The 23,229-nt window shown below is 61.1% G+C and carries 19 protein-coding genes; 6 read left to right on the top strand and 13 right to left on the bottom strand.

Annotated elements, in window-relative coordinates:
- Positions 1-91: 91 nt before the first annotated feature.
- From purN to ppk1, 4 genes are all read right to left on the bottom strand, one after another.
- Positions 92-709: a phosphoribosylglycinamide formyltransferase gene (gene purN, locus Q6E04_RS01580; protein WP_303249080.1), complete on the bottom strand. Its 618-nt coding sequence runs from the start codon at positions 707-709 to the stop codon at positions 92-94.
- 99 nt (positions 710-808) lie between these two features.
- The gene (gene purM / locus Q6E04_RS01575; protein ID WP_303249079.1) at positions 809-1,858 is read right to left on the bottom strand and encodes a phosphoribosylformylglycinamidine cyclo-ligase; all 1,050 of its coding nucleotides are present in this window, start codon (positions 1,856-1,858) and stop codon (positions 809-811) included.
- 138 nt (positions 1,859-1,996) lie between these two features.
- Positions 1,997-2,977 carry a class B sortase gene (locus Q6E04_RS01570; RefSeq protein WP_303249078.1) on the bottom strand — a complete coding sequence of 327 codons (981 nt, stop codon included), beginning with the start codon at positions 2,975-2,977 and terminating at the stop codon, positions 1,997-1,999.
- A 525-nt stretch (positions 2,978-3,502) separates the two neighbouring features.
- Positions 3,503-6,430, bottom strand: a complete 2,928-nt coding sequence (ppk1, locus tag Q6E04_RS01565; RefSeq protein ID WP_303249077.1) for a polyphosphate kinase 1 — start codon at positions 6,428-6,430, stop codon at positions 3,503-3,505.
- A 286-nt stretch (positions 6,431-6,716) separates the two neighbouring features.
- Between ppk1 and Q6E04_RS01560 the strand changes: the two genes are divergently transcribed.
- Positions 6,717-8,363 (top strand): polyphosphate--AMP phosphotransferase, encoded by a 1,647-nt coding sequence (locus Q6E04_RS01560; RefSeq protein WP_303249076.1) that lies wholly within the window; start codon positions 6,717-6,719, stop codon positions 8,361-8,363.
- Positions 8,364-8,457: 94 nt separating this feature from the next.
- On the opposite strand, the gene Q6E04_RS01555 is transcribed toward Q6E04_RS01560, so the two are convergent.
- From Q6E04_RS01555 to Q6E04_RS01545, 3 genes are all read right to left on the bottom strand, one after another.
- Positions 8,458-8,958, bottom strand: coding sequence for an L-2-amino-thiazoline-4-carboxylic acid hydrolase (locus tag Q6E04_RS01555; RefSeq protein WP_303249075.1), 501 nt, complete (start codon positions 8,956-8,958; stop codon positions 8,458-8,460).
- 79 nt (positions 8,959-9,037) lie between these two features.
- Positions 9,038-10,654, bottom strand: coding sequence for a chaperonin GroEL (gene groL / locus Q6E04_RS01550; protein WP_303249074.1), 1,617 nt, complete (start codon positions 10,652-10,654; stop codon positions 9,038-9,040).
- Between the two features lie 220 nt (positions 10,655-10,874).
- Positions 10,875-11,357, bottom strand: a complete 483-nt coding sequence (locus Q6E04_RS01545) for a low molecular weight protein-tyrosine-phosphatase (protein ID WP_303249073.1) — start codon at positions 11,355-11,357, stop codon at positions 10,875-10,877.
- A 134-nt stretch (positions 11,358-11,491) separates the two neighbouring features.
- On the opposite strand from Q6E04_RS01545, the gene Q6E04_RS01540 reads away from it, so the two are divergent.
- Positions 11,492-12,745 (top strand): cation:proton antiporter, encoded by a 1,254-nt coding sequence (locus Q6E04_RS01540; RefSeq protein ID WP_303249072.1) that lies wholly within the window; start codon positions 11,492-11,494, stop codon positions 12,743-12,745.
- A gap of 70 nt (positions 12,746-12,815) precedes the next feature.
- Here Q6E04_RS01540 and Q6E04_RS01535 read toward each other — a convergent pair whose 3' ends face one another.
- The 5 genes from Q6E04_RS01535 to Q6E04_RS01515 all read right to left on the bottom strand — a co-directional run bounded on the left by Q6E04_RS01535 (position 12,816) and on the right by Q6E04_RS01515 (position 17,417).
- Positions 12,816-13,343 (bottom strand): gamma carbonic anhydrase family protein, encoded by a 528-nt coding sequence (locus Q6E04_RS01535; RefSeq protein WP_303249071.1) that lies wholly within the window; start codon positions 13,341-13,343, stop codon positions 12,816-12,818.
- 668 nt (positions 13,344-14,011) lie between these two features.
- Positions 14,012-14,893 carry an RNA methyltransferase gene (locus Q6E04_RS01530; RefSeq protein ID WP_303249070.1) on the bottom strand — a complete coding sequence of 294 codons (882 nt, stop codon included), beginning with the start codon at positions 14,891-14,893 and terminating at the stop codon, positions 14,012-14,014.
- Between the two features lie 39 nt (positions 14,894-14,932).
- Entirely contained in the window at positions 14,933-15,499 is a 567-nt protein-coding gene (locus Q6E04_RS01525) for a GNAT family N-acetyltransferase (RefSeq protein ID WP_303249069.1), read from the bottom strand.
- 169 nt (positions 15,500-15,668) lie between these two features.
- Positions 15,669-17,033, bottom strand: a complete 1,365-nt coding sequence (locus tag Q6E04_RS01520; RefSeq protein WP_303249068.1) for a PFL family protein — start codon at positions 17,031-17,033, stop codon at positions 15,669-15,671.
- 111 nt (positions 17,034-17,144) lie between these two features.
- A complete protein-coding gene (locus tag Q6E04_RS01515; protein ID WP_303249067.1) occupies positions 17,145-17,417 on the bottom strand; it encodes an ACT domain-containing protein in 273 nt (90 codons plus the stop codon).
- A gap of 274 nt (positions 17,418-17,691) precedes the next feature.
- Here Q6E04_RS01515 and Q6E04_RS01510 point away from each other — a divergent pair, with 274 nt between their 5' ends.
- Complete coding sequence (locus tag Q6E04_RS01510) at positions 17,692-19,107, top strand: sodium-dependent transporter (RefSeq protein ID WP_303249066.1); 1,416 nt, start codon at positions 17,692-17,694, stop codon at positions 19,105-19,107.
- A 193-nt stretch (positions 19,108-19,300) separates the two neighbouring features.
- Here Q6E04_RS01510 and Q6E04_RS01505 read toward each other — a convergent pair whose 3' ends face one another.
- Positions 19,301-20,341, bottom strand: a complete 1,041-nt coding sequence (locus tag Q6E04_RS01505) for an MBL fold metallo-hydrolase (RefSeq protein WP_303249065.1) — start codon at positions 20,339-20,341, stop codon at positions 19,301-19,303.
- Between the two features lie 304 nt (positions 20,342-20,645).
- Between Q6E04_RS01505 and Q6E04_RS01500 the strand changes: the two genes are divergently transcribed.
- The 3 genes from Q6E04_RS01500 (at position 20,646) to Q6E04_RS01490 (ending at position 23,196) form a co-directional block, all read left to right on the top strand.
- Complete coding sequence (locus Q6E04_RS01500) at positions 20,646-21,086, top strand: GNAT family N-acetyltransferase (protein WP_303249064.1); 441 nt, start codon at positions 20,646-20,648, stop codon at positions 21,084-21,086.
- On the top strand, positions 21,083-21,934 hold the full coding sequence (locus Q6E04_RS01495) for a gamma-glutamyl-gamma-aminobutyrate hydrolase family protein (RefSeq protein WP_303249063.1): 852 nt from the start codon (positions 21,083-21,085) through the stop codon (positions 21,932-21,934). Before Q6E04_RS01500 ends, Q6E04_RS01495 begins: the two co-directional genes overlap by 4 nt.
- Before the next feature lie 224 nt (positions 21,935-22,158).
- A complete protein-coding gene (locus Q6E04_RS01490; protein ID WP_368656395.1) occupies positions 22,159-23,196 on the top strand; it encodes a carboxylate--amine ligase in 1,038 nt (345 codons plus the stop codon).
- Positions 23,197-23,229: the final 33 nt, after the last annotated feature.

The following is a 23,229-nucleotide window of genomic DNA, read 5'->3' as shown; positions in this document are numbered from 1 at the left end:
ACGAGGGTCCGTTTATCCTTGATTCAGAATATATCAGCATTCGCAGCGTGCGACAAACACGAACTCCCGGGCGAAGCCGGTTCGCGGCGCGCTAGTCTCGGGGCGCGATGCGCACCTTGCGATCGTCGCCGACCGCCACGCGACCTTCGGCGATCACCTGCAGCACCTCGGGATACACCTGGTGCTCGACCGCATGGATCTTCTCTTCGAGCGAATCGAGCGTGTCGTCCTCGGCGATTTCCACCGCGCGCTGGGCCACGATGGGGCCCTTGTCGTATTCGGCGTTGGCGAAATGCACCGTGACGCCCGTTACCTTCACGCCCGCCTCGTAGGCGTCGCGAATGGCATGCGCCCCTTTGAACGACGGAAGCAGCGCCGGATGCAGGTTCAGCACGCGGTCGGGGAACGCCATCAGAATGGGGTCGGTCACCATGCGCATATAGCCGGCCATGACCACGTATTCGCATCCCGCGTGCACGAGTTCGGTGGCGATGGCTTCGTTGGCCGTCTCGTAATCGGCATAGACGTCCTTGGAAAGCGCGACGGTCTGGATGCCCGCCTCCTGCGCACGGACGAGGCCGTAGGCGTCGGGGCGGCTGGAAATGACCACGCGGATCTCGGCGTCGAGGCGACCGGCCTCGATTTCGTCGATGATGGCCTGCAGATTCGATCCCGAGCCGGAGATGAGAACACCGATTTTCAGCGCCATGGCGCTCCTTTCTATCGTTTCGTGCGAAAACGAAGAAGCGAAGCCCGCCTTCGCGATGCTTCGCTTCCCCTACGCCGGGAAAACCCGACGGCGACACCGTTACGCAGGATAACGGACGCAGCCCGTGCCTTCGATGATCGAGCCGATCACGCAGGGATCCTCGCCTGCAGCCTTAAGGTTCTCGATCACGGCCTCGACCTGGGAGGCGTCCACGATCAGCGCCATGCCGATGCCCATGTTGAAGGTCTTGAGGGCCTCTTCGTCGGACAGGCCCGCGGCCTCGACGGCCATCCGGGTGATGCCAGGGACGTCCCACTTCGCGGGATCGACCAGCGCGTCGAGATTCTTCGGCAGCGCGCGGTTGAGGTTCTCGGTCATGCCGCCGCCCGTGATGTGGGCCAGCGCATGCACGGCGCCCGGAAGTTCGCGCAGGCAGGACAGGACCGGCTTCACGTAGATGCGCGTAGGCTCGATCAGGGCCTCGCCGATGGTCTTGCCGCCCAGACGCTCGTCGGTCTTGGCCAGGTCTTCGGCGGTCTTGCCTTCCACCATGACCTTGCGGACCAGCGAATAGCCGTTGGAATGGAAGCCGCTCGAACGCAGGCCCACCACGACGTCGCCGCAGGCCACGTTGTCGGGACCGATCATCTTCGGACGGTCGACGACGCCCACGCAGAAGCCGGACAGGTCGTAATCGTCGGGGTCCATGACGCCCGGATGCTCGGCCATCTCGCCGCCGACCAGGGCACAGCCCGCCTGACGGCAACCGTCGGCGATGCCGCCCACGACGTCTGCGACATGCTCTTTGCGCAGCTTGCCGATGGCGATGTAGTCGAGGAAGAACAGGGGCTCGGCGCCGCAGGCAAGAATGTCGTTGACGCACATGGCCACCAGGTCGATGCCAACCGTGTCATGCCTGCCGATCAGCTGGGCAACCTTGAGCTTGGTGCCCACGCCGTCCGTGCCGGAAATAAGGATGGGGTCTTCCATATCCTTCATTGCGGCGGCGGAGAACAGTCCGCCGAAGCCGCCGATGTCGCCGATCACCTCGGGGCGATACGTCGAATGCACCGCGTCCTTGATGGCGTCGACCGCAGCCGCGCCCTCTTCGATATCGACGCCGGCGTCGGCGTAGGTTACCTGAGTCATGAGTCTCCCTTCATACCGGTGCACGCGGAACCCGCCGCGTTTGCTCGCTTCGTTCCATAATGACATGTCGAGGCGCGTACCGCCACATGCAGCATGCGCCTTGATACGAAAAACAACCTGTTCGGGCGAATGCGGACGCTACGATGCCGCATTCGCGGGCTCGGCCGTCTCCACCACGGCGCCGAACAGCACCGCACGCGTGGCGGCGTAATCGTCGCCGCACGTGATAAGCGTGAACAACTTCGTAGCCGCGCTCAAGTCGACATCCGTCGGCGTCGCGACCGTCGAGCTTTCGATATTCGCGGCCACGTAGACGTCCTGGCTGCTGCGGTCTGCGAAGTTGAACTGCAGGATCGACGTCTGCGAGGCGTCGACGATATCGGCGGCATAGGTCATGCAGCGGTAATTGCGGTCGGGCGTGAATACGTAGAACGTACGCGCCGCATCGAACGCGGGCTGCTCGGTCATGGCCAGAACATGGGCGAACATGGTGTCGTCATTCATGTTATGGCCGTAGATCACATTGTTCTGATCGGTCATCGCGGGCGCATTGTCCGACGAAAGGAAGATCGCGCCCTTGTGGACCAGGCCGCCCGTTTCGCCCGCGAAATCCTTCCTCAGGTATTCTTCGTCGGTTTCGCCCTGAACGATCGGATAGTCGATGCTCGTTCCAGGCATGTAGATCCACCCCACCGTATCGGGATTCTTGCTCAAAAGCGCATCCCAATCCACCGTCATCGACGACAGGGCGTCGGCCTCCTTCTGTATAGAGGCCTGAGCAGCAACTTCATCGTAAACCTTGGTCCCGTGCCAATAGCCGTAACCGATCACGCCGAGCACGCCCACGCTTGCCGCGAACACCGCGATGGAAAGAACAAGCACCGCCGTCCAGATGCGGCCCTTCTTCCTGCGACGTTTGCGCTCTTCGGCATCGTGCGCCGCGGCGCCGTATCGGGCGCGCGCGTAAGCCTGCGCTTCGTCAGTCAAGGCCGGCTGCGCACTCGCTCGACGCGGGTCGGCGGCGCGGGCGGGCGCGGCGGGAACGAACCCCGTCGGCCCCGGCGCAGACTGAGTCTGGTCGATTCGAGGAATGAGCCCCGAAAGATCGCTGCGCTGCATCGGAGCCCCGTCCCGAGACCGCGAAGACGCGCCCTGTCTGCGGGCGTCGCGTTCAAAATCGTGTGAGGTGTCGTTTCGTTTTTCCATACATCCCATCATAGAGAAAAGAACGCGCCCCGGGAGAAAAAGGAGGCATTTCGTCCCAAGAACGCAAAAGGCCCGCCGAGCTTCGCGACTCGACAGGCCTTTCCGTTGCGTGCGTACGACGCGGCGTTACTTCCTCATCTCTTCGATGAAGCCCTTCACGATGAAGCCGACGACGATGGCGACCACGATGGCAGCGACGATCCAAATAGCCGCCATGGGCACCTGCATTCCAAAAAGCTCCATGTCTTCCTCCTTGAGGCGATGGCTTTCCTTTTCGTTCTGGATGGTACCGCACGCTGGGGCTTCACGCAATCTTCACGAGCGGCGGTTGCCGAACCGACACCTTCGCCCGAAGAGACGAATCGGAAAAAGCGGCCCCGGACCGGAAAGGTCGCGGGGCCGCAGTCGATGCAACACGACGAACACGACGCGCGGGCTTTAGCGTCCGAACAAGCGCGCGAAGAAGCCTTTTTTCTTAGGCATCTCGATCGAGCGGCCGGGAGCCTTGTGTCCGGGCAGGTCGTCGGCGGGGGCGCCCAGCGGTTCCCTGCGGGCCGCTGCATATTCGCTTTTCGCTTCGACGGCGGGCGCCATGACCGGGTCGGCAGGGAGAGGTTCGGCAGCATCCATCGCGGGCAGAGGGACCGTCGCATACGCCTGGTCGGCGGAATTTTCCAAACCAGCGGCCTCGGATGCAGCGGGATCAGCGACCTCGACGGCAGGCTCGCCGGCCTCCTTCGCCTCATCTGCGATGGACTCCTCGACGGCTTCGACGACCCCATCGACCGGAACCTGCTCAACGGGCGCCTGATGCTCTTCGATGAACGCAGCTTCCCGAGCGGGCTCTTTCTTCTTCGCGTGAGCGCCCACCGACTCGCCCGCCGAAGCGGACGCACGCACGGCAGGCTCGGCGTCGCCGGACGAGGCATGAGCGGGTACGCGCTCGGCGGGATCGGCTTCAGCCGCGATCTCAGACCCGGCATCCTCGGATTCGACCGACGCCTTGCCCTCGTAGCGCACGGGCTCGGCCTCCATTTCGAGGTCGATCGCCCTCGCCTTGCGTTCGGGTTCCTTGCCGTAGACCAAGTCGTCTTCCGCCTCTTCGATTAGAGCCTCGATCTGCGTGGAAAGACGACCGTGCATGACCATGTTAGGCGTCGCGGGACGCGGCGCATTCTCGGCGGCCACATAGGCCTCCTTGATCAAATGGTCCTGGGCGTCGAAAGGACGCGCCGACGGCTTGCCCGATGCGTCTTTCGGCACGAAGTGCCCCAGCTCGGTATACGTGCCGTCAGGCTTCAGCTCGCGAAGCTTCGCCGTGTCGGAAAGCATGGTGTCGAAATAGCCGAGCACTTTGGCACGCAGGCTCGGATCGTTGACAGGCCAGGCTATTTCGACGCGTTTGTCCAGATTGCGCGTCATCAGGTCGGCGCTGGACAGATAGACCTTCTTGTCGTCGCCCGCGCCGAACACGTAAATGCGCGAATGCTCGAGCAGACGGCCCACCACGCTGACCACGCGGATGTTATCGGTCTGCCCGGGAATGCCCGGCACCAAGCACGAGATGCCGCGGACCAGCATGGTGACCTTCACGCCCGCGCGACTCGCCTCGGCCAGCTTCTCGATCACGTCTTTATCGGTGACGGAGTTGGTCTTCATCATGATTTCCGCAGGCAGGCCCGCCTTGGCCTTCTCGATTTCGCGGTCGACCATAGCGCACAGGCCCTGCTTGATCATGAGCGGCGCCACAAGCAGCGTCTGGTATGCATCGGTCGCGCTTTCCAGCTGCATGCTGCGGAAGAACATGGCCGCATCCTGGCCGATTTCCGGATCGGCGGTGATCATGGACAGGTCGGTATAGAGCTTCGCCGTCTTCTCGTTGTAATTACCCGTGCCAAGCTGCGTGATGAACTGCAGGCCGTTTTCAGAACGGCGCGTGATCGCGCAGATCTTGCTATGCACCTTATAGTCGCGGAAGCCGTAGATGATGTTGCATCCGGCCTGCTCGAAACGCTGCGACCATTCGATGTTGTTGCTCTCGTCGAAACGCGCGCGCAACTCGAACAACGCCGTGACTTCCTTGCCGTTTTCGGCCGCGGTGATCAGGGCCTCGGCCAAACGCGACTGGCTGGCCAGGCGATACAGGGTGATCTTGATGGACAAGACGTCGGGGTCGACCGCCGCCTCTTGCAGCAGGTGGACGAAAGCATCCATGGTCTCGTACGGATACGACAACATGACGTCTTTCTTGAGCACCTGGTCTATGATGCTGCGCCCGCGCACCAGTTCGGCAGGCCACTGGGGGCTTGCGGGCTCGTCGACGAACGGAGCCGCAAGCTCGCGGCCCACCATGCTCGGCAACGCGAACGCGTAGCCCATATCGAGCGGCAAGCCCACGGTATAGACCTGGTTGCGCTTGAGCCCCAGACGCTTCGCCAGGAAGCGCTCGGTCACCAACGACAACGGGCGCTCGCTTTCCAGGCGCACAGGAGCCAGGCGGCTGCGCTTCTTCAAGATGCGCTTCATGTGGCTGCGGAAGTCCTCGTCGTATTCGTCGGATTCCTCGTAAGTGTCGAGGTCGGCGTTGCGCGTGACCTGGATGACGTTGGCGTGTTTGACCGGATACATGCTGAAGATCTTATCGGCCACCATCTCGAGCGCGTGCTCGAGCAGAATGAAGGAATAGCCTCCGTTCTCGCTATCGAGCTTGATGGTGCGCGGGCAGTTCAACGGCATGGGGATGATGCCCATGACCACGTCTTCGGCCGCCTTCGCACGATACGCCTTGCGACGGTCCTTCGGCATCTTGGCCGGCTCTTCCGGCAGGTCGTCCAAGCGCACGGCGATATAGAGCGCACCGTTTTCCAGATGCGGGAACGGGTGCGTCGCGTTGACGATCTGCGGAGACACGAGCGGCAGCACGTTTACCTTGAGATACTGCATGAGCTGGTCGTACTGTTTGGGCGTGAGCTCGTCGGGATAGAGCTGATGGATGCCCTGAGCCTCGAGCTGGTGGCGCACCGTTCGAAAGTCTTCGGAAACCTGCGGCGTCAATTCGCGCACGCGCGTGTACACGGCCTCGAGCTGCTCGACTGGCGTCATGCCCGTCTTGCTGTCATACACCGTTTCCTTGGCCAGCTCCAGATCGAGCAGGCTGCCCACGCGCACCATGAAGAACTCCTGCAAGTTGGAACGCCAGATGGCGATGAACTTCATGCGTTCGAGCAACGGAACGTTGGGATCGATCGACTGGTCGAGCACGCGCTCGTTGAACGAAAGCCAAGAAAGCTCGCGGTTCTGCATGTAGGATTTGGTCTTAGGACGCCCCTTGGCCTTATCGGTCCTGGCGATTTCGTTTTCTGCCATGATGCCCTCCTCGACGCATGGCTTGCGGAGAGAATCGCTCCCCTTCTCATCTCGATTATAGCGTGAGGTTTGACCTAGGCCATACGTTGCAAGAATCGTTTGACATCTATTTGACTTACGACCGGCACCGTCTCTTGGGCGATAGGACGTAGGGAAGAAAAGGCCACATAAATGCGACGTTTGAGGCATTCGTCGAAATCGTCCGCTCTTTTTACGCGGACGACGCGCACGGCAGACGAAACCCGCGTACACTGCCGATAGGCACTATCGAGCGAAAGGAGCCCTCATGCTCGAACAGGTAGACCTTTCAGAGAAAACCCCGAAGGAAGCCTACAAGCCTCTCTACGACGAGCTCATGGCGAAACTCGTGGTATTGCAGCAGCGGGCGCATGCCGCAGGAATCGGCGTCGTGGCGCTGTTCGACGGCTGGAACGGCGCCGGAAAAGGCAGCCGCATCGGCGACCTTCTGTACAACCTGGACGCGCGCATGACGCATGTGCACGTGCTGTCCACCTTCGACGAAAATCAGGCCGCGCGCTTCCGCGACATGAAGACCGGCGTCACCGGTTTCGCTCCGCTCATGCAGGAATTCTGGCAAGCCCTCGGCCCGCGCGGCGATATGACCATCTACGAACGCGGCTGGTACACCGCCGCTGCGCAGCGCCTTCTGTACACCGACAAAGAAAATCATATGCGCGCCTATGAATCGGCGGTCGAAGAATTCGAACGCCAGCTGGCCGCGGACGGCTATATCGTGGTGAAGTTCTTCGTGCACATTTCCCAGAAGGCGCAGAGAAAGCGCCTGACCCGCCTGCACGAAAACCCCGACACCGCCTGGCGCGTAAGCAAGCAGGAGCTCGAACACATCGACGACTACGACGCCACCTACGCCAAATACGACGAGCTGCTACGTCGCACCGATTTCGACTTCGCCCCCTGGACTCTGGTCAACGGAGAAGACAAACGCACCGCGAATCTCACCGTGTGTCGCACGCTGGTCGCCGAGCTCGAACGCGCGCTGGCCAGGCAGGCCGATCCGGCCGCCGCAGCGGCCGCAGCCAAAGCCGCCGAGAACAGCGCCGGCCTGCTGACCGAAAGCGATCCGCGCAAGCGCAGCGCCGAGGAGACCGAAGCCGTGCTGGCGGCCGCGCATCAGGCGGCCCTCGAGCAAAGCGCGCTGGCGCCCGCTCATTCGCGCTTCACCATGGTGTCCCGCCCACCGCGCTTGGAAGACATCGACTACTCGCTCGCCCTGGAGCGCGAGGAATACCTCGAAGCCCTGAAAAAGGAGCAGAAGCGCCTGGGTGAGCTGGAGCTGAAGATGTATCGGGCGCGCATCCCGCTGATGCTGCTCTACGAAGGCGACGATGCGGCCGGCAAAGGCGGCAACATCAAGCGCGTGGCTCAGGCGATCGACGCGCGCGCCTACACGGTGTTTCCCAGCCCCGCCCCCACCAAACCCGAACTCATGCATCCGCACCTGTGGCGCTATTGGACGCGTCTGCCGCGCGCGGGCCACGTGGGCATCTACGACCGCAGCTGGTACGGTCGCGTGCTGGTGGAACGCGTGGAAGGGTTCGCAAGTCCCGAGCAATGGGGCCGCGCCTATGACGAAATCAACGAATTCGAGCACGAGCTGCAGGCGTGGGGCGCCATTCTGCTGAAGTTCTGGGTGGCGGTCGATCCCGATGAGCAGCTGAAACGCTTCAACGACCGCGAGACCAACCCCGACAAGCAGTGGAAGATAACACCCGAAGACTGGCGCAACCGCGACAAACGCCCGCAATACGCCGCCGCGGTGGACGACATGTTCCGCCTGACCTCGACCACCTACGCTCCCTGGCGCATCCTGGAGTCGAGCAATAAGTATTACGCACGCGTCAAAGCGCTGCGCATCATCAACCAGGCGCTCGAAGAACGCCTGGGGCTGTAGCGCCTAGGCGGCACGACTCCTCGCCGGTACGACGAAGGGCTCCGGAATCATTCCGGAGCCCTTCCCTTTTTGCGGCACGCAAGGCCGCTTGCCATCAGCGATGATAGATCAGATGGCACACGTCGTCGCCGCGGGCGATCGTCTTCGGCAGGTCGAGCGAACAGCCGTACGCTTCGCCGATGCCGCGGTCGCCGCACATGGCCCAGTCGCACAGGTTCGAAATCTCTTCGTCGGTACAGCCCTGCTTCTGCCACGCCTTCACGAGCGGGCAGTAATGGAACTCCAGCTCGAAACGGTCGTCCTGCACGTCTTTGACATCCATTTCGAATACCATCTGCGCAGGCTTGCCGAACAGACCCTTCTTCAGGCTTTTCAGGCTCTTGGTGCCGCCGCCCTTGGCTACCAGCTCGGCACCCTGGAACAGACCGCAGCGCTTCACCGCCGCAGGCGCGAACGCGGCCGGGTCGGCACCCGCCTTCTTCGCCTCGTCGGTCAGAAGATACAGCCACAAAGCGCGATGCTCGAGCAGTTCGCGAATGGCCTTGATCAGCGTGTTTTTGATACGCGGCTCATTGGTCACGACGCTTTTCGCCATGATGCTTCCCCTCCTTGCAAAAGACGCCGCCCCTTGCGAGGCGGCGTCTACGACACGGTTTTTAAAAACCGAAACGACCTTATTTCTTGATGCCCAGGTCTTCCCAGGTGATTTCCTGGACCTCGTCGTTCATGGTGACCTCGGTGACCAAGATCAGGCATGCCAGCGAAACGGCGGATTCCAGCGAGGTGCGCACGACCTCGGTGGGGTCGGCCACGCCCATGGCCACCATGTCGCCGTACTCGCCCGTCGCGGCATTGAGGCCCCAGCCCTTTTCGAGCTGCTTGCACTTCTCCACCACGAGGGTTCCCTCGTAGCCGGCGTTTTCGGCGATCGTGCGCACGGGGGCCTCGAGGGCTTTGCGGACGATGTCGATGCCGACCTTCTCGTCGCCTTCGGCCTCAAGGGCGTCGAGCGCGGGAATGGCCTGCAGCAGCGCGGTGCCGCCGCCTGCCACCACGCCCTCGCGCAGCGCGGACTGCACGGAACGGATCGCGTCCTCGATGCGGCGACGCGTGGAGATGAGCTCGGTCTCGGTCGCGGCGCCGACGCGCAGCACACCGATGCCGCCGGACATCTTCGCCAGACGCTCGCGCAGCTCGCGACGCTCGCCGCGGCTCGTGGTGTTCTGGTACTCGGCCTTGATCTGCTTGCAGCGCTCCTCGATGGCGTCCTTATCGCCCAGACCGCCGATGATCAGCGTGGAATCCTTGGTGATCTTGACCTTCTTGGCGCGGCCGAGCATGGCCTTGTTCGCATCGGCCAGCGTAAGGCCGAACTCGGGGGTGATGACCTGGCCGCCCGTGAGGATGGCGATGTCCATGTTCTGCTTCTTGCGCGAATCGCTGTCCATGTAGCCGGGGCACTGGACGGCCACGACGTTCAGGGCGCCGCGCATCCTGTTGAGCAGCAGCGTGTTGAGGGCTTCGGTTCCCACGTCGCCCGCCACGATCAGCAGCGGATGGCCGGACTGCTTGACGGCTTCGAGCACGGGAAGGATGTCCTGTATGTTCTGAATCTTCTGGTCGGTGACCATGACGTAGGGCTCTTCGAGCTCGCCGAGCATGTTGGGCATGTCGTCGGCCATGTAGGGCGAAAGGAAGCCGCGCTCGAACATGAGGCCCTTCTTCACCTCGACCTCGATGCCGAAGGTCTGGGACTTCTCGGCGATGATGACGCCGTCTTTGCCCACCTCGTCGATAGCCTCGGCGATCTTCTCGCCGATCAGCTCGTCGCCGGCGGAAATGGTGGCCACGTTGGCGGTCTGCTCGTGGGTCTCGATCGCGATGGCGTTTTCCTTCACGGCCTCGATCGCGGCGGCAGAAGCGCGCTGGATGCCGCGGCGGATGGCGATCGGATCGGCGCCTGCGGCGATGCTGCGCAGACCGATGGTCACGAGCTCGTCGGTGAGCAGCGTGGCGGTGGTGGTGCCGTCGCCCACCTCGTTGTCGGTCTGGCCGGCAACCTCGCGCACCATCTTGGCGCCCATCTGCTCGACGGGATTGGCGAATTCGATGTCCTTGGCGACGGTCACGCCGTCGTTGGTGACCTGCGGGGCCTTCCAGTAACGGTCGTCCTGCGTGGCGACGTAGCGGCCCTTGGGGCCGAGCGTCACTTTCACGGCGTCGGCGAGTTTATGAACACCTGCGGCAAGGCCGCTTCGGGCATCGGCGTTGAAAGCGATTTCCTTAGGCATGAGCCAGTCCTCTCTCTGCACGCGGCCCCTGAATCGCGGGCCTGCGTTTTCTGAGTCGCGCGAAGGCATTTGACGCGCCGTTCGCACTTCGTCGAACAGCAACCAAGATTAGCACTCTTTTATTGAGAGTGCTAGGGCGCAAGCGCTCTGTTGAACGCCGGTTTGGAAACGAATAGGAAACGTCCACGGCCGGCCTCGGAAGCACCCGCCCGCGCCGCTTCTAGCGCAGCCAGGCCAACAGCGCCTCGCAGCCGCGCAGCACGTCTTCGTAGGTGGTTTCGAAATCGCCCGTATACCAGGGATCGGCCACGTCGGCGGCCGTATCGGCGTCGCTTCCCTCGGGGAATTCGAGCAGCTTGCGCACCTTCGCCTGCGGGTCGCCCTTCAGCATGCGGCGCATGTTGCGGATATTCGCCGCATCCATGCCCACGAACAGGTCGTATGCGTCGTAATCGACGGCGCGCAGCTGCACGGCGGCGCGGGGCGCGAAGGCCACGCCGTGGTCGGCCAGCACGCGCTTGGTGCCGGGATAGGTGTCGTTGCCGATTTCCTCGGTGCTCGTCGCCGAGGACGCGATGACGAAGTCGGCTTCGCGGCCTGCGCGCTTCACCAGGTCTTTCATGACGAATTCGGCCATCGTGGAGCGGCAGATGTTGCCGTGGCAGACGAACATGATGCGATGGATGGGACGGCGGTCCTGCATGGCGCGTTCCTCCTGTCGGTATGGATTCGAATAACGGAGCGCGACCATTATGGCAGACGTGCGCCGCAAGGCGTGACGCGGCGGCATCGAAGGCATGGAGGAAGCACCGACGTATGCGCCCTGTGCTACCCTTGATGCGTTCTACCGGCATCATCGAACGGAAAGCCATGACCCACGATTTCGTATCGCTCGCCGTCATCGCGCTCGTCGCGGCGGCAGCGCCCATCATTGCGAACCTCATCCCGCGCAAACCCATCCCTGAAACGGTGCTCCTCCTGGCAGGCGGCGCCGTGCTGGGGCCGGCGATGCTCAACATGATATGGACCGACGAAAGCGTGATGCTTCTTTCCGACCTGGGCTGCGCCATGCTCTTTCTTTTGGCGGGCTACGAGATAGACCCCAAGACCATCACGGGTCGCGAGGGAAAGCGCGGGCTTGCCACCTGGCTCGTCACGCTGATGCTGGCCTTTGCCGCCGTGCATTGCTTCACGAGCGTTTCCGCGCGCGGCCTGGACGGCCTGGCCGTCACTATTGCGCTGACCACCACGGCCATCGGCGCGCTCATGCCTATTCTTAAAGAACGCGGGCTGCTGAACACGCGCCTGGGCGAATCGGTGCTCGCCTACGGCACGTGGGGCGAGCTCGGCCCGATCGTCGCCATGGCGCTGCTGCTGTCGACGCGTTCGACCTGGGTGACCATCGCCATCCTGTTCCTGTTCGTGACCATCGCCGTGCTTACGGCGGTGTTCGGACACCAGTCGTCGCGCAAGGAGGGCCCCATTCGCGACATCTTCTTCGCGGGGCGCGACACCACCTCGCAGACCTTCGTGCGCACCACGCTGATGCTGCTGATCGCGCTGGTCGCCGTGTCGGCGCTGTTCCGCCTGGACATCGTGTTGGGCGCGTTCGCCGCCGGCTTCATCCTGCGCTACCTTATCCCCGAAGGCGATCACGACCTGGAAAAGAAGCTCAACGCGATCGGCTACGGATTCTTCATTCCTCTGTTCTTCGTGATATCGGGCGCCAAGATCGACCTGCTCGCCGTGCTGGAAGACCCGTTGCTGCTATTCGGGTTCATCGCCATGCTGGTGCTGATTCGCACCGTGCCTATCTTCTTGTCGATCCACTACGACAAAGACCCCGAGGTGGCATCCATGGGAGGACGGGCGCACGCCACGGTGGCAGTCTACTGCACCACCGCGCTGCCGCTGATCGTGGCCGTGACTTCGGTCGCCGTCAATGCGGGCGCCATGGACGCCTCGACCGCATCGGTATTCGTTTCGGCGGGCGCGCTCACCATGCTGATCATGCCGCTGCTTGCGGCGGGCATCTACCGCGTCGCCGACAAGCACCCCATCGAGTTCATAAGAGAGCACGTTTCGCGCTAGCAAAGAGACGCACACGCAAAGAGGGAGACCCGAAGGTCGCCCTCTTCGTGCATACGTTCTTGAGTACGCGTTATTTCACGGGAACCGGGTAGTGCGGAGCCGCGGCATAGGCGAACGCGTCGTCGGTATACACCTCGTCGTTATTCTCCTGGGGGCGCTGACCGGGTTCGAAGGTCTTCTTCACGACGCCAGGAACGCCCGCCACCAACGAATACGGCGGAACGACCATACCCTCCTTCACCAGCGCGCCTGCGGCGATGATCGAGCCCTCGCCGATGACGGCGCCGTTCATCACGATGGCGCCCATGCCGACGATCACGCGGTCTTCGATCGTGGCGCCGTGCACGATGGCGCTGTGGCCGATGGAGACGCGCTCGCCGATCGTGACGGGGCAATCGTAATCGGCATGGAGCATCACGTGGTCCTGCACGTTGCTCAGGGCGCCGATGGTGATAGGAGCCACTTCGGCGCGCATAACGGCGTTGAACCAGACGGAGCTGTTCTCGCCAAGCGTCACATCGCCGCTGATCGTCGCGTTTTCTGCAATGTAGGCCGCCTTATCGATATCGGGGCGCATCCCCTTGAACTCGATAATCATTTCGGTTCCTCCATTCGTGTTAGTTACTATTAGTAACCCTATTTCTTTTTGATGTTTGAATTCCATTCAGCATGAATAGCGCCGCAGCCGCACGACGCCGCATGCGAGCACGCCGCTTCGTCGTTCGGCGGCCCCCTTCCAGTCTACCCCGTATGCCTTATTAGGCTCGAATAAATACTTAGTTACGAATGCTTATCTAATTTCCTATTGAAAACTGACTACTTTTTTCACTGTTGATAACTTTTTCAACAAGACGCACTTTTCAACATTCTTGTTAATAGTTTCTTCCACATACCTTGATAACTTAAGGGTTTTCAACAATACCCGGTGCCACCTCGGGTTTTTCTTCCATATGTTCAAGTATCGAAAAGTAACTTAAACCCTTGTTTTACACTTATTACTCAAAGATTGTTGAAAACTTGATGGATTCCACAGCATCTTGTGTTCAAAACCGACTACCCACCGGAAAAAGTTTCTACGTACAGCACGCCTTGTCATAATTCAACAAAAACAAGTCATACGTCCATTTGTGCCTTTCGCCCAACGGAAACGACCGCCAACGATATACGCTTCCCACGGGCCTTTATTACGCAGACGACCCGCCGGCGCGATTGCCGACGGGTCGCCGAAAAGCCTCTTTATTCCATTCTCGACACACAGCCCGCCCTTTAACGGCACAGCTCCCAGAACGTGACGGCCGAGGCGGCTGCCACGTTAAGGCTGTCGACACCGTGCATCATCGGAATGCGCACCGTGAAATCGCATCCTTCGATGGTGCGATGCGACAATCCGTCGCCTTCGGTGCCGAACACGAGCGCCAGCTTGTCGCATGCGGCAAGCGCCTCATCGCCCAGCGGCACGGAATCGTCCGAAAGCGCCATGGCCGCCGTCTTATAGCCCAAATCGCCCAGCCTCTTAAGGCCCGCCGCAGGCCAATCGCGCACGGTTTCGCCGATACGCGTCCAAGGAACCTGGAACACGGTGCCCATGGAAACGCGCACCGCGCGACGATACAGCGGGTCGCAGCACGTCGGCGCGACGAGCACGGCGTCGATACCCAACGCCGCAGCCGAGCGGAAGATGGCTCCGACGTTCGTGTGGTCGACGATGCCCTCAAGCACGGCGATGCGACGGCGGCCGCTATCGTCTCCCAATGCGGCACGCGCGGCGTCGATGCCCGCAAGCAGCTCCTCGACGCTCGGCAGCGCGGGACGGCGCATCGCGCACAGGATGCCGCGCATCAACGCGAAGCCGGTCAGCTTCTTCAGCTCCGCCTCGGGCGCCACGAACACCGGCACGTCTTCGCCATGCTGCGACCCCGCCTGCTCGACGGCTTCTATCGTCGAAGCGGCCGCCTCTTTCCATTCGGGCGTCATCAGCACCGATACAGGCCGCATGCCGCCAGCGAGCGCACGGCCGATCACCTTGATGCTCTCGGCGATGAAGATGCCCTTCTCGGGTTCGAGCCTGTTACGCAGCTGGGCCTCGGTCAAGCGCGCGTAGACATCGAGACGGGGGTCATCGAGACTGGTCACTTCTATATAAGACACATCGGTCTCCTTACTTCCGGCGAATGGACTCCCGAAACCCTACAACGTGGTCAAATCGTAGTAATGGGGAATTATGTCCTCGTACACGCCATCCCTGTTCAAAAAACCGCCGGGAATGATGCCGAGCTTCGTGAACCCGATCTTTTCATACAAATGCAGCGCCGAAGCGTTGCTCACCACCACCGCATTGAACTGCAGCACTCGAAAGCCGCGGTCGCGAGCGCGGACAAGAGAGTCGCGCACGAGACGCTCGCCGATATGCATGCCCCTCGACCGCGATGCCACAGCGTAGCTCGAATTGGCGATATGCCCGCATCGGCCCACATTGTTGGGATGAAGGATATAGAGTCCCAGAATGCCCTGCTGCGCTTCAGCGACGGCGCATACGGTCTGCGACCCGAAGAACGCCTCCGCCTCGGCATCGTCCGCCAATTCGTCTATCTGCGGAAACGCCATGCCGCCGCGCACGACTTCGTTCCAGATCTCCCGCATGGCGGATATGTCCGATCCGCGGTACTCGCGTATCGCCACCGCATACCCCGACGCGCAAGCATCGTTGGAATCGGGACTTACGAGCAGTCCTTCATCCCGCTTCGAATCCGCCATCGTTTCCTTCCGATCAAGCATCATGACACCTCTCCTAAATCGATGCCGAACATCCGAGGATGTCGCATCGTCAATCGTCGTCGACGATTATATTCCAATGAAAAACGCCGCCGAACCACGAGGCTCGACGGCGTTTTCGATCGCGCGCGGCGCCGATGCGTCGCGTCGCTTAGTTCTTGAACGAATGGATCGGCGCGGGAATACGCCCGCCGCGGCTGATGAACGCCTCGCAGCTCTTCGTGTTCACCGGCATGATGGGAGCGTAGCCCAACAGGCCGCCGAACTCGGCCGTCTCGCCGACGCCCTTACCGATTACGGGAATCACGCGTACAGCCGTGGTCTTCTGGTTCACCATGCCGATCGCGGCCTCGTCAGCGATGATGCCCGAGATGGTAGAAGCCGTCGTGTCGCCGGGAATGGCGATCATGTCCAAGCCGACGCTGCAGACGCAAGTCATTGCCTCGAGCTTCTCGATAGTCAAGCAGCCATTTGCCGCGGCGTCGATCATATTCTTATCCTCGGACACGGGGATGAACGCGCCCGACAAGCCGCCGACATAGCTCGATGCCATGACGCCGCCCTTCTTCACCTGGTCGTTGAGCATGGCGAGCGCGGCCGTCGTTCCCGGAGCGCCCACCTGTTCGAGGCCGATTTCCTCGAGGATTTCGCCTACCGAGTCGCCCACCGCAGGCGTCGGCGCCAACGAAAGGTCGATAATGCCGAACGGCACGCCCAGCCTGCGGCTGGCCTCCTGAGCCACCAGCTGGCCGACGCGTGTGATTTTGAACGCGGTCTTCTTGATGGTTTCGCACAGCACTTCGAAATCTTTGCCGCGGGCGGCCTCGAGCGCGCTTTTGACTACGCCGGGACCGGAAACGCCGACATTGACCACGACGTCGCCCTCGGTGACGCCGTGGAAAGCACCCGCCATGAACGGATTGTCGTCGGGCGCGTTGCAAAACACCACGAGCTTCGCACAGCCCAAACTGTCGTTGTCGGCCGTGGCCTCGGCGGTCGCGCGCACCACTTCGCCCATCAGCTTGACGGCATCCATGTTGATGCCCGTCTTCGTGGAACCGACGTTCACGCTGGCGCAGACGCGTTCGGTTTCGGCGAGAGCCTGAGGAATCGAGCGGATGAGCAGTTCTTCGGCAGGCGTCATGGATTTGCCCACGAGGGCCGAATAGCCTCCCAAGAAATTAACGCCCACCTCGGCCGCGGCCTTGTCAAGCGCATGGATGACCTTGACGAAATCATCCGTCGTCTTGCACGCACGGGCACCCACCAACGAAATCGGCGTCACGGAGATACGCTTGTTCACGATGGGGATGCCGTACTCGCGCTCGATCGCCTGGCCTGTCGGAACGAGGTCTTTCGCGTACGAAACGATCTTCTTATATATGTTGTCGCACAGCTCGTCCACGTCGTCGCACGCGCAGTCGAGCAGGCTGATGCCCATGGTGATGGTGCGCACGTCGAGCTTTTCCTGCTCGATCATCTGATTGGTCTCGTGGACCTCCATGATATTCAGCATGAACCATGCCTTTCGTTCGATGGGAAAATTCCAAGCAGCCGCAGTCGCCCGAGTCGCCGAGGCATTACGAGGCAGACGAGCGGTTCCGTCGGCCTGCACGCGCCGGAACTACTACACTCGATGCATCTTCGTGAAGATTTCTTCCTTCTGGCAACGGATGCGCACGCCGATTTCCTCGCCGAGCGCCTCCAGGTCGCCGACCATCGTGCCGAAATCTTCGGCGACGTCGGTGACGTCCACGATCATCATCATGTTGAAGAATCCGTCGATGATGGTCTGGGAGATATCCAAAACGTTGACGTTGTTGTTGGACAAATACGTGCAAACACGGGCGATGATGCCCACGGTATCCTGACCGACCACGGTGATGATGGCTTTGTTCATGCCGAAAGCCTCCTTGTTTGAGACAGGGTTGGAATGCGGACCTGCGTTCATCCGCGCTTACCGACACTTTACCACGATGTAGCGTCGTCGCACACGAGGCCCGGCCAGCGGAACATTATTCGCCAGGGAACGCCCCGCACGAACCGACGAGGCATCGCGCCGTCCGCCGCTTCGCCGCTCCCCATGCCGACCTGCGATGCTTTTCCACTATAATGTGCCGACTACGTGAAAGAAACGCGCCCATCCGCGGCGCGTGCGAAGAAAGCGAGCTACCATGAGCGAACCGCAACCGTCGCGCGAGAAATTCGCATCGCGCATCGGATTCATCCTCATCTCGGCCGGCTGCGCCATCGGCCTCGGAAACGTCTGGCGCTTCCCGTACGTGACCGGCGAATACGGCGGCGCCGCATTCGTTCTTCTGTACCTGCTGTTCCTGGCCATCCTGGGTCTGCCTATCCTGGTCATGGAATTCTCAGTCGGCCGCGCGTCGCAGAAAAGCTGCGCACGGAGCTTCAACATTCTCGAACCCAAGGGCACGAAGTGGCACCTGTATAAATGGTTCGCCATCGCCGGCAACTACATCCTCATGATGTTCTACACCACGGTTGCCGGATGGATGGTAGCCTACGCATTCAAGATGGGCGCCGGCCAGCTTAACGGCGTGGCCCCCGAAAACACCGGCAGCGTGTTCGCGGCTCTTCAGGCCGACCCGCTGCAGATGTTCGGATGGCTTTTGCTCGTCTGCTTGATCGGCTTCGGCATCTGCGGCATGGGCCTGCAGAACGGCGTCGAGCGCATCACCAAGGTCATGATGGCCTGCCTGTTCGTGGCCATCCTCATCCTTGCCGTCAACAGCCTGCTGCTGCCCAACTCCGGCGAAGGCCTGGCCTTCTACCTGCTACCTGACTTCTCGCGCCTATTCGCGGGCGATACCGTGGCCGAGCAGATGGGCACCTTCGGCGACGCCGTGTACGCGGCCATGGGCCAGGCGTTCTTCACGCTGTCCATCGGCGCGTCGGGCATGGCCATCTTCGGCAGCTATATCGGCCGTGACCGCCGCCTGACGGGCGAGGCCGTCTCGGTCGCGGGCCTGTCAACCCTGATTTCGCTGCTCGCGGGCCTGATCATCTTCCCCGCCTGCTTCTCGTTCGGCGTCAGCCCCGACTCCGGCCCCAACCTGGTGTTCGTCACGCTGCCCAGCGTATTCAACCAGATGTGGCTCGGTCAGCTGTGGGGAACCTTGTTCTTCATCTTCATGAGCTTCGCGGCACTGTCCACCGTCATCGGCGTGTTCGAGAACATCATCGCCTTCGCCATGGACCAGTGGGGCATTTCGCGCAAGAAGGCCGTCGCCATCAACGCCGTGGCGATCATCATCCTGTCGCTGCCCTGCATCCTGGGCATGAACGTATGGAGCGGATTCCAGATCCCCGGCATCGGCGATATCCAGGGCCTCGAGGACTTCATCGTCTCGAACAACATCCTGCCGCTGGGCGGCCTGCTGTATGTGCTGTTCTGCACGAGCCGCTACGGCTGGGGCTGGAAGAACTTCAAGGCCGAGGCCGATGCGGGCTCCGGCGTGAAGTTCCCCGCATGGAGCTTCTTCTGGATCAAGTACTGCATCCCCGTGCTGATGATCATCATCTTCATCATGGGCTACGTGCCGAAGTTCCAAATCTGGTTCGGATAACGGCCCTTTCCGCAGCTGCGCATATCGCGCGCACGACGCGGCACGCCGTCGCATAGCATGTCAAAAGCCCTGGAAGGCACGCGCTTTCCAGGGCTTTTTACTGCCTTCGACCGGATGCCGAACCAGGTGCGAACGCATCGGCGCATGAAAAAAGCGAGGGCGCCGGAGCTCCCTCGCCGTTTCGAAGCGGCCGTTACGCCGCGTAATAGCGATAGACCCCCTGGTCGTCGCATTCGCGCACGATCGCGCCCGCACGCACCTGGTGGTCCAGGATGATCATGCCGCTTTCCAGAATGCACCATTTCTGAGCCGCAGAGATATCGTCCCATTCCTTCGGAACGTTCCATTTCAGGCCGCGAATGGCCTCGGCTCCCGTAGCGCCGGGATGCTCGCGGACGTAATCGACCGCTCGCTGCAGGCGACGCCCGTGATGGTCGAGCAGCCACTGCACGCGCTCGCGCCAGCCGTCGCGCAAATCGCCATGCGATACCAGCAGGCGGCTTATATCCATATCGAGCATCTTGGCAACATTGTCCAGATACACCTGCATAGGGTCTTGCGAATCGGGCCTGAAGCCGAGCCCCGGCGATATCACGAACAGCACATGGTCGCCGCCGAAGAACAATCCCGATTCTTCATGGAACAGCGACTGATGACCGGGCGTGTGGCCCGCCGTGGATACGACGCGCAGGGCATGACGACCGATGGAAATCTCGTCTCCGTCTTTCGTGAAATGCAGGTTTCGCCCTTCTGCCTTGAAGCTATCGATGCCTGTACCGTAGCGTCCGATGCGGCAATACGTGTGTGCGCGATCGGCAGGAACGCCTTCGGCCATTACACGAGCTTCCACGCGGTCCCAAAAACGAGGGACCTTCGAGATGTTCATCAAATCGAAGTCGACCTTGTTCACATAAAGAGGCGCTTGGAGCGGAACCAAACGGTCGACAAGACCTGCATGGTCCATATGCAAATGCGTTAGGAAGAACGAAGCTCGCATGGGGTCGACGCCTATCTCCTCGAGCGCGCACTCAAGCACCGCCGCACCCTCATCGGTCGGCGCGCCCGTATCGACCACGAGCACCTCGCCTTCGTCCTCCACCACGTAAACGTTCGTCTCGGACGTCGAGATATTGGTGAAGGGAACCTGCACCATATAGACATTCGGGTCCCGATGAATCTGCCGCCATCGCTCGCCCATACGCAGGCGCGCCTCGCCCTGTTCGCATTCAGCCATATCTACCTCGCATGCCTCGGGCCCGCCGCACGACGGCCCGCTTTCGTTCGATTGTTTTCTTCGAATACTACGAGCAATCGCGCGGCAACGCGACCGAACAAAGCGCATCGACGCAAAGAAAACTAGACGCCGACCTTGTTTAGCTGCATGCAATATGAATACCCGTTCCATCTGAAAGCTCGGCACAGTTTTTGCTAATAAACCGAAGTGAGCAATCTCGCAAACGGAGCGCACAAAGACATGCACAGCCGCATCCGTAAAGCACGCGATGCGTTACCGGCGATGAGAGAAAGCGAAGCAAACCATGGAAACACCTGTCATCCGTCTCGCCCTTCCCCGCGATGAGGAGCGCATCATCGCGCTCGGGCAGCAAGCGGGCATGGGGACGCTTTCCGGCTTCGGCGAAACGCTCGTCGCGTGCCTTAGCAACGGCACGATTGCAGGCTTTTGCCGCATACGCACGATCGAGGGCGTCGCCTACGTCAACCCCATCGTCATCGACGCAACATTGCGCGGTTGCGGCATCGGTACGACGCTCATGCACGCCGCCTGCACCATCCATAAAGAACTGCGCTTCGTCGCGCGCGGTTACGCCGTTCCCTTTTATCGTTCGCTTGCCTGTGAAGAAATTCCCTGGTCAAGCATCCATCGCACGATTGTATGCGACTGTGACGAATGCGCCGACTTCGCGTCGTGCCGCCCCGTTCCCATGCGCATGCAAGCACAGGAAAGCGAGAACGCATGAGAAACGGCCGCCCCGTGATCGGCATCACCACTGACATCGACGACGCTTCGAATCTTTGCAGCGTCAACCGTGAATACGGAGAAGCGATATGGCATGCGGGCGGCATGCCTTTGCTCATCGAGCCCGTTTCATCTTCAAGCTCCTACGTGTCCGCCGTGCTTGCCGGCGTTGACGGCGTGGTTCTTTCGGGAGGGGGCGATATCGATCCGTCTTTTTACGGCCAGACGCCCCGCGCTTCTCTTCTCGAGGCTCACCCCCGTCGCGATGCATTCGAAAAGGCGCTCGTCAAACAAGCGCATGCCGCCGATTTCCCCATCCTGGGAATATGCCGCGGCATGCAGATGATGAATGTCGCCCTTGGAGGCACGTTGATTCAAGACATCCCTGCGGCTTGCATATCCGAAGAACCAGGCACTCACCAACAGAGCAAGCCCTACGAAAAGCCGTCCCACGAAGTCGAAATCGTCGAGAACACCCTGCTCGCACGGCTTTGCCAGTCGCGGAAGGCGCCACACGAAAGCACACGCGCGCATTCGCAAGACGGGCAGCATCCTTATCCAAGCTTGGCCACGTCGCGCGCTCAAAGCGGCGGCACGACCGAACCATACGGGTTCGAAGGCGGCAGAGCCGTCTTCGTCAACTCGATGCACCATCAAGCCATCAATCGTGTGGCAAGCGAGCTAACAGCGTCGGCGTTCTGTTACAAGGTAATCGAGGGAATCGAGGATGCACACAAGACGTTTTTTCTCGGTGTGCAATGGCACCCTGAATATCTTGTCGAAGGAGGCGTGCTTTTCGAAGCCCTCTGCCGCGCCGCCTACGATTTCCGTCGGAAGAACCCCTTATGAGCATCCCCGAACAAATGAACCGCATGCCCGAAACGAATGCGCTGACCTTGGAATGGATAGCGGCCATACGCTCATCCGAAGACGGCGGCCGCAGCCTTGCCGAAGTACAAGCGATCATGGACCGCTCGACGGCAATCTGCCACGGGCAACCGGTGCCCTGTTCCGCCGTGCCACGCCTTTTCAGCACCACAGAGAAATTTCGCATGCAGTATGCCTGCGAAACCATGCACCGCATTTTGAAGAAGATAATCGAGCGCTACTGCGCCGACCCTGCGTTTCGTACGCTTTTTCCTTTCGACCCGCGCGCCGAAAACCTCATCATCGACTCATGGGATAAGAGAACCTCGCTGCCTTTCGCCCGCTACGACGTTTTTCTCGACGAGCGAACGGGGGATTTCACATTTTGCGAACTGAACGCAGACGGGTCGTCGGGCATGAACGAAGATCGCGAAATCGCCCGCGCGCTGCGCACGACCGCCGCATTCGAACAGCTCTCCCAAACCCACCGTCTCGAGCCGAACGAACTTATCGAGAGCTGGATAGACACGTTCATCGACCTGGCCGACCTCGCCACATCTTCGGCGCCATTGGTCGCCATCTGCGATTATCGGGAAAATGCAACGCTTGCGGAATTCGAGGTATATCGAAAGCACTTCAAGAATCGAGGTATTGCGTGCGAAATCTGCGACGTCAGAAGCCTTATGGTGAAAGACGACGCCCTTCGCCTTCCGAATGGCCGACGCATCGATGCCGTTTGGAGGCGCTGCGTTTCAAGCGACCTTCTTGCGCATTGGGACGAATCGCAAGCACTCATCAGGGCGATGTGCACCGGCCTGGCATGCGTTCTTGGCGATTTCTCGGGAGCGATCGCGCACGACAAGCGCATTTTCTCCGTCTTGCATTCGCCCCGGGCACAAGAAATCATCACGGAAGGCGAGCGAGCCTTCGTCGCACAGCACGTCCCCTACACCACGCCCCTCGACGGCAACCACATCGATGCAGCACGGCTCAAAGACGAAAAGGACCGCTGGGTGATCAAACCCGCTGACGGATACGGAGCGAAAGACGTGCACCTGGGCATCGACTGCAGCGCCGAGCACTGGAGCGCACTCGTCGATGCCCATATCGGCAATGCATGCGGAAGGCCGTTTGTCGCACAGAGATTCCACGCGCCGTATCGCAGCCTCGCCGCACCTTTAAGCGAAAACGCCGAGAAAGCAACGGCGGATTTCAAGCCCTATGCGAATGCTCATGTACGGTAAGGAAGCAAGCAACCGAAAACAAGAGATAGACCG

Source organism: uncultured Slackia sp., assembly GCF_959608125.1.
In the GTDB taxonomy this organism is placed as follows: domain Bacteria; phylum Actinomycetota; class Coriobacteriia; order Coriobacteriales; family Eggerthellaceae; genus Slackia.
The sequence above is the reverse complement of the archived record's forward strand: the minus strand, read 5'-3'. Positions and strand labels throughout refer to the sequence as shown.

What these genes read in the sequence shown, in the direction of transcription:
- purN (WP_303249080.1), bottom strand. Translation starts at nt 709, where the DNA reads ATGGCGCTGAAAATCGGTGTTCTCATCTCCGGCTCGGGATCGAATCTG.
- purM (WP_303249079.1), bottom strand. Translation starts at nt 1,858, where the DNA reads ATGACTCAGGTAACCTACGCCGACGCCGGCGTCGATATCGAAGAGGGC.
- Q6E04_RS01570 (WP_303249078.1), bottom strand. Translation starts at nt 2,977, where the DNA reads ATGCAGCGCAGCGATCTTTCGGGGCTCATTCCTCGAATCGACCAGACT.
- ppk1 (WP_303249077.1), bottom strand. Translation starts at nt 6,430, where the DNA reads ATGGCAGAAAACGAAATCGCCAGGACCGATAAGGCCAAGGGGCGTCCT.
- Q6E04_RS01560 (WP_303249076.1), top strand. Translation starts at nt 6,717, where the DNA reads ATGCTCGAACAGGTAGACCTTTCAGAGAAAACCCCGAAGGAAGCCTAC.
- Q6E04_RS01555 (WP_303249075.1), bottom strand. Translation starts at nt 8,958, where the DNA reads ATGGCGAAAAGCGTCGTGACCAATGAGCCGCGTATCAAAAACACGCTG.
- groL (WP_303249074.1), bottom strand. Translation starts at nt 10,654, where the DNA reads ATGCCTAAGGAAATCGCTTTCAACGCCGATGCCCGAAGCGGCCTTGCC.
- Q6E04_RS01545 (WP_303249073.1), bottom strand. Translation starts at nt 11,357, where the DNA reads ATGCAGGACCGCCGTCCCATCCATCGCATCATGTTCGTCTGCCACGGC.
- Q6E04_RS01540 (WP_303249072.1), top strand. Translation starts at nt 11,492, where the DNA reads ATGCGTTCTACCGGCATCATCGAACGGAAAGCCATGACCCACGATTTC.
- Q6E04_RS01535 (WP_303249071.1), bottom strand. Translation starts at nt 13,343, where the DNA reads ATGATTATCGAGTTCAAGGGGATGCGCCCCGATATCGATAAGGCGGCC.
- Q6E04_RS01525 (WP_303249069.1), bottom strand. Translation starts at nt 15,499, where the DNA reads ATGGCGGATTCGAAGCGGGATGAAGGACTGCTCGTAAGTCCCGATTCC.
- Q6E04_RS01520 (WP_303249068.1), bottom strand. Translation starts at nt 17,033, where the DNA reads ATGCTGAATATCATGGAGGTCCACGAGACCAATCAGATGATCGAGCAG.
- Q6E04_RS01515 (WP_303249067.1), bottom strand. Translation starts at nt 17,417, where the DNA reads ATGAACAAAGCCATCATCACCGTGGTCGGTCAGGATACCGTGGGCATC.
- Q6E04_RS01510 (WP_303249066.1), top strand. Translation starts at nt 17,692, where the DNA reads ATGAGCGAACCGCAACCGTCGCGCGAGAAATTCGCATCGCGCATCGGA.
- Q6E04_RS01505 (WP_303249065.1), bottom strand. Translation starts at nt 20,341, where the DNA reads ATGGCTGAATGCGAACAGGGCGAGGCGCGCCTGCGTATGGGCGAGCGA.
- Q6E04_RS01500 (WP_303249064.1), top strand. Translation starts at nt 20,646, where the DNA reads ATGGAAACACCTGTCATCCGTCTCGCCCTTCCCCGCGATGAGGAGCGC.
- Q6E04_RS01495 (WP_303249063.1), top strand. Translation starts at nt 21,083, where the DNA reads ATGAGAAACGGCCGCCCCGTGATCGGCATCACCACTGACATCGACGAC.
- Q6E04_RS01490 (WP_368656395.1), top strand. Translation starts at nt 22,159, where the DNA reads ATGCACCGCATTTTGAAGAAGATAATCGAGCGCTACTGCGCCGACCCT.